The organism is Nannocystis pusilla (genome assembly GCF_026626665.1).
Classification (GTDB): domain Bacteria; phylum Myxococcota_A; class Polyangia; order Nannocystales; family Nannocystaceae; genus Nannocystis; species Nannocystis pusilla.
The window spans coordinates 10,576,019-10,589,927 of record NZ_JAPNKE010000002.1; the positions used below are offsets into that span (position 1 = coordinate 10,576,019).

The 13,909-nt window shown below is 70.8% G+C and carries 8 protein-coding genes, 1 tRNA gene and 1 pseudogene; 4 read left to right on the forward strand and 6 right to left on the reverse strand.

Going from position 1 to position 13,909, the window contains the following annotated elements; translation table 11 throughout:
* Positions 1-3 precede the first annotated feature (3 nt).
* The 3 genes from OV079_RS46795 to OV079_RS46805 all read left to right on the forward strand — a co-directional run bounded on the left by OV079_RS46795 (position 4) and on the right by OV079_RS46805 (position 7,053).
* The gene (locus OV079_RS46795; RefSeq protein WP_267776506.1) at positions 4-1,638 is read left to right on the forward strand and encodes a mucoidy inhibitor MuiA family protein; all 1,635 of its coding nucleotides are present in this window, start codon (positions 4-6) and stop codon (positions 1,636-1,638) included.
* A 405-nt stretch (positions 1,639-2,043) separates the two neighbouring features.
* Positions 2,044-4,536, forward strand: coding sequence for an FG-GAP repeat domain-containing protein (locus OV079_RS46800; protein ID WP_267776508.1), 2,493 nt, complete (start codon positions 2,044-2,046; stop codon positions 4,534-4,536).
* A gap of 186 nt (positions 4,537-4,722) precedes the next feature.
* The gene (locus tag OV079_RS46805) at positions 4,723-7,053 is read left to right on the forward strand and encodes an FG-GAP-like repeat-containing protein (RefSeq protein WP_267776510.1); all 2,331 of its coding nucleotides are present in this window, start codon (positions 4,723-4,725) and stop codon (positions 7,051-7,053) included.
* Between the two features lie 138 nt (positions 7,054-7,191).
* Here the strand turns inward: OV079_RS46805 and OV079_RS46810 are convergent, their stop codons facing one another.
* The 5 genes from OV079_RS46810 to OV079_RS46830 all read right to left on the reverse strand — a co-directional run bounded on the left by OV079_RS46810 (position 7,192) and on the right by OV079_RS46830 (position 12,045).
* Positions 7,192-8,805 carry a hypothetical protein gene (locus OV079_RS46810; RefSeq protein ID WP_267776511.1) on the reverse strand — a complete coding sequence of 538 codons (1,614 nt, stop codon included), beginning with the start codon at positions 8,803-8,805 and terminating at the stop codon, positions 7,192-7,194.
* Positions 8,806-8,949: 144 nt separating this feature from the next.
* Positions 8,950-9,183: a hypothetical protein gene (locus OV079_RS46815; protein WP_267776512.1), complete on the reverse strand. Its 234-nt coding sequence runs from the start codon at positions 9,181-9,183 to the stop codon at positions 8,950-8,952.
* Positions 9,162-10,955, reverse strand: coding sequence for a hypothetical protein (locus tag OV079_RS46820; RefSeq protein ID WP_267776513.1), 1,794 nt, complete (start codon positions 10,953-10,955; stop codon positions 9,162-9,164). Before OV079_RS46820 ends, OV079_RS46815 begins: the two co-directional genes overlap by 22 nt.
* Positions 10,956-11,269: 314 nt before the next feature.
* A tRNA-Sec gene (locus tag OV079_RS46825) sits at positions 11,270-11,365 on the reverse strand.
* A 47-nt stretch (positions 11,366-11,412) separates the two neighbouring features.
* Positions 11,413-12,045: a hypothetical protein gene (locus OV079_RS46830; protein WP_267776515.1), complete on the reverse strand. Its 633-nt coding sequence runs from the start codon at positions 12,043-12,045 to the stop codon at positions 11,413-11,415.
* A 239-nt stretch (positions 12,046-12,284) separates the two neighbouring features.
* On the opposite strand from OV079_RS46830, the pseudogene dnaJ reads away from it, so the two are divergent.
* Positions 12,285-13,202 (forward strand): annotated as a pseudogene (gene dnaJ / locus OV079_RS59740) (molecular chaperone DnaJ); the annotation flags it as partial.
* Positions 13,203-13,403: 201 nt separating this feature from the next.
* Here the strand turns inward: dnaJ and OV079_RS46840 are convergent.
* Positions 13,404-13,904 carry an MOSC domain-containing protein gene (locus OV079_RS46840; RefSeq protein ID WP_267776516.1) on the reverse strand — a complete coding sequence of 167 codons (501 nt, stop codon included), beginning with the start codon at positions 13,902-13,904 and terminating at the stop codon, positions 13,404-13,406.
* Between the last annotated feature and the right edge of the window lie 5 nt (positions 13,905-13,909).

Below are 13,909 nucleotides of genomic sequence, written 5' to 3' on the forward strand. Positions count from 1 at the left end.
GTCATGTCCGAGTCCACCGTCATCGACAAGCACGAGCCCGCCATCCCCTCGATCGCCCCGGTCGAGTTCAAGGCCCCGATCGTGGAGGTCACCGTCCTCGAGGACCGCGCCCACGTCGTCCGCCGCGCCTCGCTCGAGCTGCGCGCCGGCCTCACGCGCCTGCGGATCGCCGACGTCGCCCCGGTCATGGCCGACAAGACCCTGTGCGCGGCGATCGTCCCGCACGGCCAGAAGTCCGGCGAGGGCGGGCGCGAGCGCGTCAGCGACGTCCGGGTGCGCCGCTCGAAGCTGGTGCTCGGCGACGACAAGCCCGAGCGCGCGCGCGAGCTGCAGCGCGAGCGCGAGCGCCTGTCCCAAAGGCTAGCCGAGCTGCAGGCCGCGCGCGAGCTGGCGCAGCGCCACGAGACCGCGCTGGCCGGGGTCGGCGAGGTCACGATCCAGGACATCGGCGTCGACGTCTGCTACGGCCAGGACGAGCCGGCGAAGTGGGCCGAGGCGCTGGCGCGGGTGGCCGCGCGCGAGGGCGAGGCCCGGCAGAAGCGGCAGGAGCTCGACTTCGAGATCACCGAGGTCGAGCACGAGATCAAGCGGCTGAACCAGCGCATCGGCGCGACCTCGCAGGTCAGCGACGCGGTCAGGGCCGAGGTCGTGGTCGAGGTGTGGGTCGCGGCCGCCGGCGCCTACGGGGTGCAGGTCGACTACGTGGTGCCGGGCGCGTGCTGGCGGCCGTACCACCGCGCGCAGCTGGTCGAGTTGGTCAAGGGCGCCGACCCGGTGCTGCACTTCAGCAGCGAGGGCTGCGTGTGGCAGAACACCGGCGAGGACTGGAGCGACGTCCAGCTGATCTTCTCGACCGAGCGGCCGTCGCTGGGCACCGAGCCGCCGCAGCTCGGCAGCGACGTGCTGTTCGTCCAGCGCAAGAGCGAGGTCATCGTCGTCGAGGCGCGCGAGCAGGAGGTGCAGACCACCGGGCTCGGCGCGGCGCCGAAGCAGCGCTCGCAGGACCTGCCCGGCATCGACGACGGCGGCGAGGTGTTGACCCTGCGCGCGGCGGCCCGCGCCAGCGTGCCGAGCGACGGTCGGCCCTACCGCGTGCCGCTGATGAGCGGCACGCTCAAGACCACCAGCGAGCACGTGTTGATGGCCGAGCTCGCCGAGGCGGTGGTCTTGAAGACCACCCACGTCAACGACCGCCTGCATCAACCCATCCTCGCCGGCCCGGTCGACCTGATCAAAAACGGCGGCTTCGTCGGTCGCACCAGCGTGTTGTTCATCGCGCCGCACGAGAACTTCGCCATCGGCTGGGGCCCGGACGGGGCCGTGCGGGTGCAGCGGACGGTGACGCAGGCGCGCGAGGAGCGGGCGATGCTGTCGGGCTGGACGTCGCAGATCCACAAGATCGAGGTCAAGCTCAGCAACCTCGGCCCCGAGCCGCGCACGGTGCAGGTCAGCGAACGGGTGCCGGTGTCGGAGCTCGAGAAGGTGAAGATCGAGGTCGACGCGGCGACGACCAGCGATCGGGCGCGACCCGACAGCAACGGGATGGTGCGCTGGAAGGTCGAACTGCCGGGTTACGGACGCGCAAGCCTCAGCCTCGGCTACGTCGTCCGCAAGCACGGCGACGTCGTCGGCATCTGAGACCTCCGCGACGTCGGACCGCGGGTGTAGGTCCGGGAGGTGCGTAGCGCCCAGCGCGCCTGCAGTCACCTGTTCTTGCAGACAGGTGGTCGCGGTGGAGCCGCCGATGCGTCACACGGACGTCGCCTGTTCCAAGGGCCCGGCGTCCGGTTTCCCCATTGCGCAGGGGGTGTAAGCCGGAGGCTCGAGACCGCGCGTGGACTCACTTTTACTGGACGGCGGCGCGAGACCCTTCTTATGCTGGCTACGGCGCTCCAGGGCCGTGTCGTGGGCGGCCCCCGTCGGGTCTGCCTCGACTTTGTTCCCCCGATTGAAGGTTCAAACATCATGCGTTTCGTCCGTCTGCCGAAGTCTCAACCCCTCTGCCGGAGTCTCAAGGTCGCGACGGCCCTTACGGCGGCGCTGATGCCGTCGCTCGCGGACGCGGCTCCGTGGGCTCTCGATCCGGGCGTGCAGCTGCCGGACTCCGGCCTGGTGACGCAGAAGCTCGAGCTGGTCGACGTCAACAACGACGGTTTCGTCGACATCGTGTTCGCCAACTGTTCCGGCGACACCAACGGCGGCCCGCAGAGCGCCCAGCCCAACCAGCTGTTGATCAACAACGGCATGGAGCCCGGTTTCACCCAGCTCGACGCGGTGTTCGAGGACGCCGACAACGCCTACGTGATCAAGGCCGGTGACGTCGACAACGACGGCGACGCCGACCTCGTGGTCGGCGTCAACTACACCGGCCAGAGCTACGCCCTCATCAACGAGGGCAACAACGAGTTCACGCGCCAGGACATCGCCGCGAGCGCCAACAAGAGCATCGGCGACCTCGAGCTGGGCGACGTCGACGGCGACGGCGACCTCGACATCGTCGCCACCGACTGGGGCTCGAGCCAGCCGTACGGCGACCCGGTCGACCAGGGTGCCTCGCTGCACCTGTGGCTCGGCAACGGCGACGGCACCTTCGACAACGGCGACACCAACCTGCCGATGGGGATGGCGACCTGGTCGTCCTACTCGTTCGACATCGAGCTCGTCGACGTCAACAACGACTACGCGCTCGACGTGCTGGTCTCGAACCGCGGCGTCGGCTTCGGCTTCGGCCTGCAGAACGACGGCTCCGGCATCTTCACCAAGCTGACGGTGCCCGCGCTCGAGGTCAACATCGCCAAGCAGGTCAACGCCGCGTTCACGCCGACCGACCTGAACGGCGACGGCTTCATCGACCTCATCACGCTGCAGGACGGCGTCGGTCAGGGCGGCAACTGCATCGAGATCATGAACGTGCAGTACTGCGCCAAGCGCAACTCGGTGCTGATCAACAACGGGATCGGCAACTACCCGACCGACAACCAGGGCAGCTACTGGGCGATCGTCAACAACCCGGCCAAGCTCGACTTCGACGCCGCGACCCTCGACTTCAACAACGACGGCCGCCCCGACTTCGTGGCCACCGGCCTGCGCCTGGGCCCGAACGACAAGAACTCGCGGCTGTTCCTCAACAAGAACGGCACCGCGGTCGAGCCGGCCTCGGTCCCGCTCGACGCCGCGTTCCCGATCGTGCCCGAGCTGGCGCAGACCTTCGGCCTGCAGTTCGCCGACTTCAACCACGACCGGCGCGAGGACGTCGCGCTGGCCTCGCGCGACGCGGCGCTGCCGAACTTCGTGCTGTTCGGCCGCGAGGACCCGACCGACGGCGTCGCGGTCGACACCCGGGAGCCGCGGATCTACGACGACGGCTTCGCCGCCAAGCTCGGCACCCTGCTGTTCTTCGGCCAGGACGCCGGCATCGAGGCGCGCGTCGACGACTACAAGACCCCGGTCCGCTGGCACGACTTCATGATCGACACCGGCCTCGCCAGCCTCAACCTGACCGGCGACGGCGCGACCCTGACGGCGCACAACCGGCGGCTGCCGTACATGGAGTTCGCGCTCGGCCTCGCCGACCCGCAAGAGCTGGTCACGATGGCCGACGACGACCCGAAGAAGTTCATCGCCCCGTCGATCTGGTTCGGCGAGGCGCTGTGGCGCGTGAACTTCGTCGTGCCCTACGCCGGCAGCAAGACCGACACCCTGACCTGGCAGTACTGCGCGATCGATGCCGCCGAGAATCGGGTCTGCGTCGGTCCGTTCTCGGTCGAGCTGCAGGTCGATCCGGAGGACTGCGGCGACGGCGTCGTGCAAGAGTGGGAGACCTGCGACTCCGACTCGGCGACCTGCGTCCTGTGCGACGAGACCTGCGGCAACGGGACCTGCGACCCCAACGAGACGCCGGAGAACTGCCCCGACGACTGCGGCCCGAACCCGTGCGACAACGACGGCGCCTGCGAGCCGCCGGAGAACGCGGAGAACTGCCCGGACGACTGCGACTACGACGGCGTGTGCGGCGACGACATCTGCCAGAACCCGCCGGAGACCCCGGAGAACTGCCCGGACGACTGCGGCCCGTGCGACAACGACGAAGCCTGCGAGCCGCCGGAAGACGCGATGAACTGCCCGGACGACTGCGACTACGACGGCTTCTGCGGCGACAACGAGTGCCAGGAACCGGAGAACGGGACGAACTGCCCCGAGGACTGCGGCGGCGACCCGACCGAGGGCAGCTGCGGCAACGGCGTGTGCGACCCGAGCGAGACGGTCACGTCCTGCCCCGAGGACTGCGCCGTGTGCGGTGACGGCATCTGCACCGAGCCGCCGGAGAGCCGCGAGAGCTGCCCGGTGGACTGCGGCGGCAACTCGGCCAGCGACGGCGAGTGCCCCGACACCGCGGGCGGCGTCGACGGCCAGTGCCAGCTCGACGACGACGGCTGCGGCTGCGTGGCCGAGCCCGAGGGCGGCACGCGCGGCCTGTGGGCCTCGCTGCTGCTGTTCGGCGTGTTCGGCGTGCGTCGCTTCCGCAAGCGCGCGTAGTGCCGGCCCGTGACCGGGGCCGAGGGTCCGGCGGCGCGTCCGCCACCTTCGGCCCCGTTCGATTTTTGACCTGTCTTTCGCTGACGAAGTAATCCCCTCGCTTGAAAGTGAAACGCCATGTTCGACGCTCGCATTAGGTCCATCTCCTGTCCTCGTCCGGGTCGCGTGCTCCAGGCCGTCACGGCCGTGTCGACGGCGCTGCTGCCGGCGCTGGCCGGCGCGGCCCCGTGGGCGCTCGACAACAACGTCCAGCTGTCGGACTCCGGGTACATCACCCAGAAGGTCGAGCTGGTCGACGTCAACGGCGACGGCTTCGTCGACGTCGTGTTCGCCAACAGCTCGGGCGACGCGACCGGCGGCGACCAGAACGCGCAGCCCAACCAGCTGTTCATCAACAACGGCGGCACCGGCTTCACCGAGCAGGGCGGCGTGTTCGACGACCCCGACAACGCCTACGCGATCAAGGCCGGCGACGTCGACGGCGACGGCGACGCGGACCTCGTGGTCGGCGTCAACTTCACCGGCCAGAGCTACGTCCTCGTCAACGAGGGCAACGGCGCCTTCACCCGCCAGGACATCGGCCCCAGCCTCAACAAGAGCATCGGCGACCTCGAGCTGGGCGACGTCGACGGCGACGGCGACCTCGACATCGTCGCCACCGACTGGGGCTCGAGCCAGCCGTACGGCGACCCGGTCGACCAGGGCGCGTCGCTGCGCCTGTGGCTCGGCAACGGCGACGGCACCTTCGAGGACGGCGCGGCCAACCTGCCGATGGGCATGGAGAGCTGGGCGGTGTGGTCGTTCGACATGGAGCTGGCCGACATCGACAACGACTACGCGCTCGACGTGCTGGTCGCGACCCGCGGCGTCGGCTGGGCGGTCGTGCTCAAGAACGACGGCGACGGCAACTTCACCCACCTGCCGATCGCCGCGCTCGAGAGCAACATCGCCAAGCAGGTCAACGCCGGCTTCACGGCGATGGACTTCACCGGCGACGGCTTCGTCGACGTCGTCACGCTGCAGGACGGCGTCGGCCAGATGGGCAACTGCGTCGACATCATGGGCATCGACTACTGCGCCAAGCGCAACTCGGTGATCATCAACGACGGCAGCGGCGACTTCGCCGACAACCCGAACAACTTCTGGGAGATCGTCAACAACCCGCCGAAGCTCGACTTCGACGCCGCGACGCTCGACTTCGACAACAACGGCACGCCCGACTTCGTGACCACCGGCCTGCGCCTCGGGCCGAACGACAAGAACTCGCGGGTGTTCCTCAACAACGGCAGCAAGTTCGCGCCGGCCGCGGTGCCGATGGACGCGGCGTTCCCGGTGGTGCCCGAGCTGGCGCAGACGTTCGGCCTGATGTTCGCCGACTTCAACCACGACATGCGCGAGGACGTCGCGCTGGCCTCGCGCGACGCGGCGCTGCCGAACTTCGTGCTTTTCGGCCGCGACGACCCGGCCGACGGCGTGCCCGTCGACACGACGGTGCCGCGGATCTACGACGACAACATCAAGGACAAGCTCGGCGCGCTGCTGTTCTTCGGCAAGCAGGCCGGCTTCGAGGCCCGCGTCAACGACTACAAGACGCCGAGCCACTGGCACGATTACCTGTTCGACGCGAACCTGGGCGACCTCAACCTGACCGGCGACGGCGCGACGCTCACCGCTCACGGCCGCCGCCTGCCGTACATGGAGTTCGCGCTCGGCCTCGCCGACCCGCAAGAGCTGGTCACGATGGCCGACAACGACCCGAAGAAGTACATCGCCCCGTCGATCTGGTTCGGCGAGGCGCTGTGGCGGGTCGGCTTCACCGTGCCCTACAACGGCAGCAAGACCGACACCCTGACCTGGCAGTACTGCGCGATCGATGCCGCGACGAACCGCACCTGCGTCGGTCCGTTCACGGTCGAGCTGCAGGTCGACCCGGACGACTGCGGCGACGGCGTGGTCCAGGAGTGGGAGACCTGCGACGACGACTCGGCCACGTGCGTGCAGTGCGAGAACACCTGCGGCAACGGCATGTGCGAGGAGCCGGCCGAGAACAACATGAACTGCGCGCAGGACTGCCCGTGCAACGGGGTGTGCGACCCCGACGAGACCTGCCCCGAGGACTGCGCGGGCACGGACAGCGACTCCGGCTCGATGTGCGGCGACGGCACCTGCGACGCCGGCGAGGTGTGCCCGGCGGACTGCGGCGAGACGGACGGCATGTGCGACGGCGTCTGCGAGCCGACGGGCGGCGAGACCTGCCCGCAGGACTGCGGCGTGTGCGGCGACAACGTGTGCGACCCCAACGAGACCGAGGAGAGCTGCCCCGAGGACTGCGGCGAGAGTGCCTCGGACACCGACGGCCAGTGCCCCGACGGCGGCGCCCCGGGCGCGGACGGCCAGTGCCAGCTCGACGACGACGGCTGCGGCTGCGTCGCCGACGGCGGCGGCACCCGCGGCCTGTGGGGCTCGCTGCTGCTGCTCGGCGTGTTCGGCATCCGCCGCTCGTGCAAGCGCGCGTGAGCCGGCGCCGGCAGGGCCCCGGGGCTCCGGCGCGCCCGCGCCGGGGCCCTTCGTGCGCCCGCGGGTCGGTGCCATGAATGCACGAAGGGACATGTCGCGATCGACATGTCCCTTCGGACCTGACCGGAGCGCCAGGCGCTACTCGTTCGTCAGGGGCAGCGACCGGTACTTGTGGCTGATCTTGATGTGCTCGGCCTTGGTGACGGTGCGCTTGCCGTCGGCGACGCGGGCGATCTGGGTCACGTCGTCGAAGCCCTCGGGCAGGCGGACGACGATGTTGACGACGTCGCTGTCGGGCTGCGGCCGGACCTCGGCGGCGTGGACGGCCAGCTGCTCGCCGCCGGCGAAGAACTCGACGTTCTGCACGGCGCTGAGGTTGGCCTCGTCGACCGCGCCCGGGGTGGTGACCCACGACTCGGTGCCGTCGGGGTAGACCATGCCGAGGAGGATCGCGCCGTCGTCCTCGGGCGCGGGGGCGCCGTCCATGTCCCACGAGCTGAGCTGCTGGATCGTCGGATAGACCTTGTTCCACCCGAAGGTCGAGGCCCACACCGGGTGGCAGTAGGTCATGTAGTCCTTGTGGACGGTCGGGTGGTAGAGCTTGAAGTTGACGATGCCGAAGCCCCACTCGCCGATGTCGCCGCCCGGGATCGGATAGGTGTTGTCGGTCCCGGCCTCGCCGCTGCACGCGATGTGATAACGGCCCTGCGAGTGGCCGACCTCGTGGACGAAGGTCTCGGCCGCGTACTCGGGGTTGCCCGGCAGCGACAGGCCCGAGGAGATCCGCTTCCACGCGTCGCTCTTGCTGGCGCCGCTCGGGATGTCGATCGCCTGCCCGCCGGCGCCGCCGAGGCCGCCCGAACACACGTCGACGTAGCCGAAGTAGTACTGCTCCGGCGGCGCGCCGTCCTGCTGGCGCAGGTCGACCATGAACTGGTTGAGCTGGCCGAAGTTCGTCAGCTCGCCCTGCCAATCGATCGGCTCGTGCATCGTGATCTCGAGCTTCTCGATCGGGTTCATCATGAACATGTAGTTCTCGAACCGCTTCATCTGCTCCGCCGAGGTGTCCGGCGTCGTCTTGCACTCCCCGAAGTTGTAGTTGTAGGGGACGATGGTCACCTTCATGATCTGGTAGCTGTCCTCGACACCGATGAAGGTGTTGCCGGACAGCGGCAGGTTGGGCGGGTTCTTGCCCGGCTGCGTGGACGGATCGATCTGCGCCCAGCCCTTCTCGGTCTCCCACAGCTCGATGCGGTACTTGAGCCCGGGGATGACCTCGGCCGGCATCAGGCCCCAGTAGAAGCTCTTCTCGAGGTTGCCGACGAACGACTCGCCCTCGACCACCGCCTTGCTCTTCAGCACCTTCTCGCCCTCGGGGTAGCCCGAGATGATGAGGCGCGCCTCGATCTCGCGCGGCACCCAGTCCTCGGGCAGCTTCTTCCAGAAGGCGCGGACCAGAGTGAGCCGGTTCTGCAGCAGGTACGAGGTGCGGTCGGCCCCGCCGACGCCCGCGCCGTCGCGGCCGATCGCCACGCCGATGCCCTGGTTGGCCTCGACCCACTCGAGCTCGATGCCGCCGACCGCCGGCACCGGCACGAACGGCTCCGGCTCGGCGGTGGTCGTCCCGACGCTGTCGGACTCGGACTCGTCCTCGGTGAGCCCGCCCTCGGGCTCGTCGTCGGTCACGTTGACGTTGGAGGCCATGTTGGCCGTGGCGGCGCCGGTGTCGTCGCCGCACGCAGGGGCGAGCACGAGCGCTAAGGCTGCGGAGATCGAGAGCTGAGGGCGCGTCATAAGGACACGCTATCCGGCGCGCGCGGGCCCGACAAGCGCGGCGAATCGTCGCGGTGCTAGGGCCTATGAAGACCCCGAGGCGAGACGAGCGGACGCGTGCGCTCAGCGCCGTCGCAGCCGCGGCGACCGGACCAGGATGACGGTGAGCCCGAGCACAGCGCAGAGGGCCACCGCCGGCACGGCGATGCGCAGCAGCGCGGCCGGATCGCACGCGGGGCCGGCGACGACGCAGACGAGGAACACCAGCGCGACCCCTGCCTCGCCGCCGCCGAAGCAGCGCGCAGCGAAGCGCTGGCCCTGTCGCAGCCAGAACATCAGCCCCGCGAGGGTGAGCACGCCGAGCACGAGCCCGCCGGCGACCGCCCCCGTGCGGCCGAGCGCCGCGGTGAGGCCGGGCAGCACCTGGGCGGCGCCGAACTGGTCGCGCACCGGCGCCTGCATGCCCGCCAGCAGCAATTCGGCCGGGTGCGGCGTGTAGAGCGAGTAGCCCGGATTGCCGGCCGGACGCAGATCGCGGTGAAGCGGGATAACACCGGACCCGCGGGGCGCGGCGGCGGCACGCGAGTGGACGCCCGCGCCTCGGCGGCGAAGCGGTGGCTCGGCGGCACCAGGCGCGGGACCCCATGGTCGGGATGAGTCGTGGCCAGCTCGCCGAACGCGATCGCGGGGTCGGCGCTGGCGAAGCGCAGGCGGCCGAACGCGAGGCGGCTCTGCACCGGCACGCGCAGGTCGAGCTGCGGATCGTCGCGGTGAGGCAACACGGCGAGCGTGGCGCCGGCGAGCAGATCCCACGGCGGGACCTCGAGCTCGCCGAGGCGATTGACGAACCCGATTTCCAGACCGCGGGCGGGCGGGTCGAGGCGGAGATGGACGCGCTCGTCGAGGGTCAACGAGGCCCCCGGCGCGCCGGCGAAGGCGAGCGGCGGGGCCTCGGTCGCGCCGCCGGGGTCGAGGTACGGGCCGGCGTAGCCGAGGGTGATGAGCTCGCGCAGGGCGGGGTCGGCCGGGGCGTCGTCGGGGCGCGACTCCTCGTAGAGGAGGTGGCGGGTCTGGTTGCTGCCGAGGGTGACGGCGGCGCGGACGCTGGCGGTGAAGTGATAGTCGCGCAGCGGCACGTACGGGCCGTCGAGGCCGCGCGCGCGCATGAGCTGGAACAGGTTGATGTTGGGGTCGCGCGGGCGCAGCTTGTAGAACTCGCCGACGCGGGTCGTCACGTGCTCGCGGGTGCAGGCGACGTGGACGTCGAAGCCGGGGTTGCCGGCGCGGGTCGGGTCCTTGTCGCGCAGGATGACGGCGTCGACGTCGGCCGCGACGGCGTAGGCCGGCACCACCACCATGTTCTCGCCGGTGATGATCTCGCCGGCCCGGTGCCCCCGCGGGCTGGCGCGCAGCACGACCTCGTAGCGCTTGCCCGCCTCGAGGCCGAGGCCGTCCGCCAGCACGATGGTCTGACCGTAGTCGCTCGGCTGCAGGCCGACCCCGAGGTGCTGCTCGAGCGCGACCGCGCCGGCCGGCGCGCCGGGCAACGGGCTGGGCTCGGCGGAGAACATCGGCGCGCGCGGGTCCCCGCCGGCGAGCACGAGCAGGCCGGCGAGGGTCGCCGCCGCGGCGGTCAGCGGAGCGACGGCCACCACCCCTTCGGCGGGTTCGGCCGGGTCACCGCCCGCCGCGCCGCCCGTGCCGGGGCCCGCGGCGAAGCTGCTCCAAAGGACAGCCTGGCCCGCGGCCACCAGCGCGCCGGCCAGCGCGGCCTCGCCGGTCCATGCCTCTCGGACCATGGTCGAAAGGCCAGCCGCGAGCGCGCCCGGGGCGGCCAGCAAGGCGGCCAGCGCCAGAGTGGCCCACGCGATCAGGGCGAAGCCGGCGAGCAGGCCGACGCCGGCGAGGTCGTCGCCGCCGGGGCGACGGCGAGCGACCAGCGCGAGCGCCAGCACGATCGCGGCGAGCAGCGGGCCGGCCGCCCACGGGGCCAGGCCGAGGCCGTCGCGCAGGACCTCGCCGCCTTGCTGGGCCAGCAGCAGCCCGCCGGCGGCGAGGGCGGCGGCCAGACCTGCACAAGCGGACATGTACTTCAAAACATGTCCGAAGCGACCGGAACTTTCGGACACATCATCTTCGAGGTCGGGACCGAGGCGCGCCTCGGCCCAGTGGAGGCCGGCGCCGAGCAGGCCGGCCAGCCACCACCAGGCGAGCGCGCCGGGGCCGCCGGCCGCGAGCGCGAACGCGGCCCCGACGACCGCGCCGAGGCCGGCGCCGGCCCACAGGCGGAGCCGCGCGCGGCTGGGGCGGAACGCCTGCGCCAGGCCGCGCAGCGCGGCGCGCCGCCGAGGGCGGCGACCAGCAGGCCGGCGGACGCGAAGACGGCGACGAGGAGCGCGAGCAGGCCGGAGGTGGGGTCGAACATGCGTCAGTGCCGAGGAGATCGGAGGCGCACAGGAATCGAACCTGCCCAGGGCGCTCCTCGCACCCCACTCCGGTGTTGAAGACCGGGGGCCGCACCAGCGAGCCGAGCGCCTCCGCGAGGGAGGATAGCGGAAGCGCTCCGGCGAGGGAACGGCGCGCGGCTCACATCTCGGGCTCGCCGGCGATGCCGCACACCTTCCGGCAGCCGGTCCCGTCGAAGAACGCCTCGCTGCGGCCCTGGAACACGTACTGCGAGGTCACGCCGTTGCTGTCGAACACGCCGAACGGCAGCGGCGTGTAGCGGTAGGTCTCGTTGTACGTCTCCGGGCTGTACTCTTCGAGCTGGATCCGGACCCCGTTCTTCGGCAGCACCACGCCGGCGGCGATGTCCTCCTCGCTCGGCTCCGGCGGCGCCGGCTGGCCCTTGGGCACGAATTCGGTCCAGAGCATCTCCGTCTCGTCGTACTCGTACTCGAAGCAGCGGCAGTAGTAGCCGCCCTGCTCCGCGGCCAGGTCGCACTGGCTCGCCTTCAAGCCCTGCTCGCCCATCGAGTCGTTGCACGCCGCGGTGGCCACGATCTTCGCCTCCTTGTCGAAGAAGATCATGTACTTCTCCTGGCGCAGGCCGGAGCCGAAGTCGCTGATGGCGTCGCCGTCTTCGAGCGCGAACAGCGAGAGCACCCAGGTGCCTTGCTCGTCGAACAGCGGGATCGGTTCTTCCTTGCACCCGCCGGCGAGGACCGGGAGTGCGCAGGTGGTCGCTACGAGCGCGCGGATGAGAGCAGTCTTGTGCATCGGGCAGTGTCCTCGGGGGCGCCACGCTACCACAAGCGTCATCGCCGCGCGCGCTCCGCTGAGCGCGTGGCGGTCCGCACGGCGGGCCTCGCCCGCTCGGGGGAGCCGTCGTTGACAGCGACCACGCAGGTGTTTAGCTTCTCGCGCGCGGTGCCCGCAAAACGCGATTACTATGAGGTTCTCGGGGTCGAAAAACGGCCCCCGCGCCAGACATCAAGCGCGCCTATCGCAAGGCCGCGATGCAGTGGCATCCCGACCGCAACCCCGGCAATCCCGAGGCCGAGGAGAAGTTCAAGGAGGCGGCCGAGGCGTTCGAGGTCTTGAGCGACGACGACAAGCGTCGGCTCTACGATCAATACGGGCACGAGGGCCCGTCGCGCGCCGGCTTCTCCGGCTTCCAGGGTACCGACGAGATCTTCAGCCGCTTCAGCGACCTGTTCGGCGACCTGTTCGGCAACCTCGGGTTCAGCGGCCGCCGCGACGGCCCGCAGCGCGGCGGGGACCTCAAGACCCGCGTGGTCATCCCGTTCGCCGAGGCGGTGTCCGGCGTCGAGCGCGAGCTCACGGTCCAGCGCCGCGAGGCCTGCGAGGACTGCAACGGCAGCGGCGCGGCCCCCGGCACCAAGCCGCAGACCTGCAGTCAGTGCGGCGGCCACGGCCAGGTGATCCACCGCCAGGGCTTCTTCACCATCCAGACCACCTGCCCGCGCTGTCAGGGCCAGGGGCAGATGATCACCACGCCGTGCAAGACCTGCTCGGGCACCGGCGCGGTCCAGCGCGAGGCGACCCTCAAGGTCAACATCCCCGCCGGCGTCGACGACGGCCAGACCTTGCGGATCCCCGGGCGCGGCATGGCCGGCGCCAAGGGCGGCCCGGCCGGCAACCTCTACGTCGAGGTCGCGGTCCAGCCCGACGAGCGGTTCCAGCGCGACGAGTACGACGTCCACTCGAAGGTCACGATCTCGATGGTCCAGGCGGCGCTCGGCTGCACCGTCAAGGCCGCGACCCTGTCCGGCGACATCGACCTCGAGCTCGAGGCCGGCACCCAGCCGAACCACGTCGTCTCCCGCAAGGGCAAGGGCGTGCCCGTCATCGGCGGCCGCGGCTTCGGCGACCACCACATCCACGTCGAGGTCACCGTGCCGACCAAGCTGTCGGGTGACCAGGAGGACCTGCTGCGCGAGCTCGCCGAGCTCGGCGGCGAGTCGGTCGCCGAGCCGAAGAAGGGTTTTTCAGTAGCCTGCGCCGGCGCAAGCGCGGCGGCTGCTGAGCCCGCTGCCGGCGAGCGAGAAGGGGCATGTCTGTTCGGGCATGCCCCTTCGTGCATGTCCGCATGGACATGCCCGATTGGGCATGTATTAAACGCCCTGTCCGAGCAGACAGACGGTGGCCCGCTCGCGGACCACGCCCTCGCGCAGGACGCGGGCGTAGAGGCGGCTCCAGCCGGGGTGCAGCTTGGCGGAGATCCGCTTGAACTCGCCGCCCTTGAACGAGCCGGCGATGGTGTTGCAGGGCGGGGCGGGGCCGGTGATCTCGAGGAGCACGTCGTCGCCGACGGCCAGGCGGTCGCCGACGCCGACGCGGTCCCAGTCGAGGCCGGCGATCGTGAGGTTCTCGCCGGTGGTGCCGGGGGCGATCGGGTGGCCCTCGGCGGCCAGCGCCTCGATGCGCTCGAGCGCGAACAGGCAGACCGCGCGGTCGGGGCCGCCGTGGTGCCTGAGGTCGAGCTGGCGGTCGCCCGCGACCCCGCTGCTGGTCACGAGCGCGAGGCCGACGGCGTACTTCGGCACCCCGCCCGCGGGGTTGACGTGGACGCCGACGACGACGCCGCGCGCGTCCGGGGCCCGGTCCGTGGCCATCAGCG

Excerpts from the sequence above, each read along its gene's own strand:
- OV079_RS46795 (WP_267776506.1), top strand. The coding sequence starts at position 4 with ATGTCCGAGTCCACCGTCATCGACAAGCACGAGCCCGCCATCCCCTCG.
- OV079_RS46800 (WP_267776508.1), top strand. The coding sequence starts at position 2,044 with ATGCCGTCGCTCGCGGACGCGGCTCCGTGGGCTCTCGATCCGGGCGTG.
- OV079_RS46830 (WP_267776515.1), bottom strand. The coding sequence starts at position 12,045 with ATGCACAAGACTGCTCTCATCCGCGCGCTCGTAGCGACCACCTGCGCA.
- OV079_RS46840 (WP_267776516.1), bottom strand. The coding sequence starts at position 13,904 with ATGGCCACGGACCGGGCCCCGGACGCGCGCGGCGTCGTCGTCGGCGTC.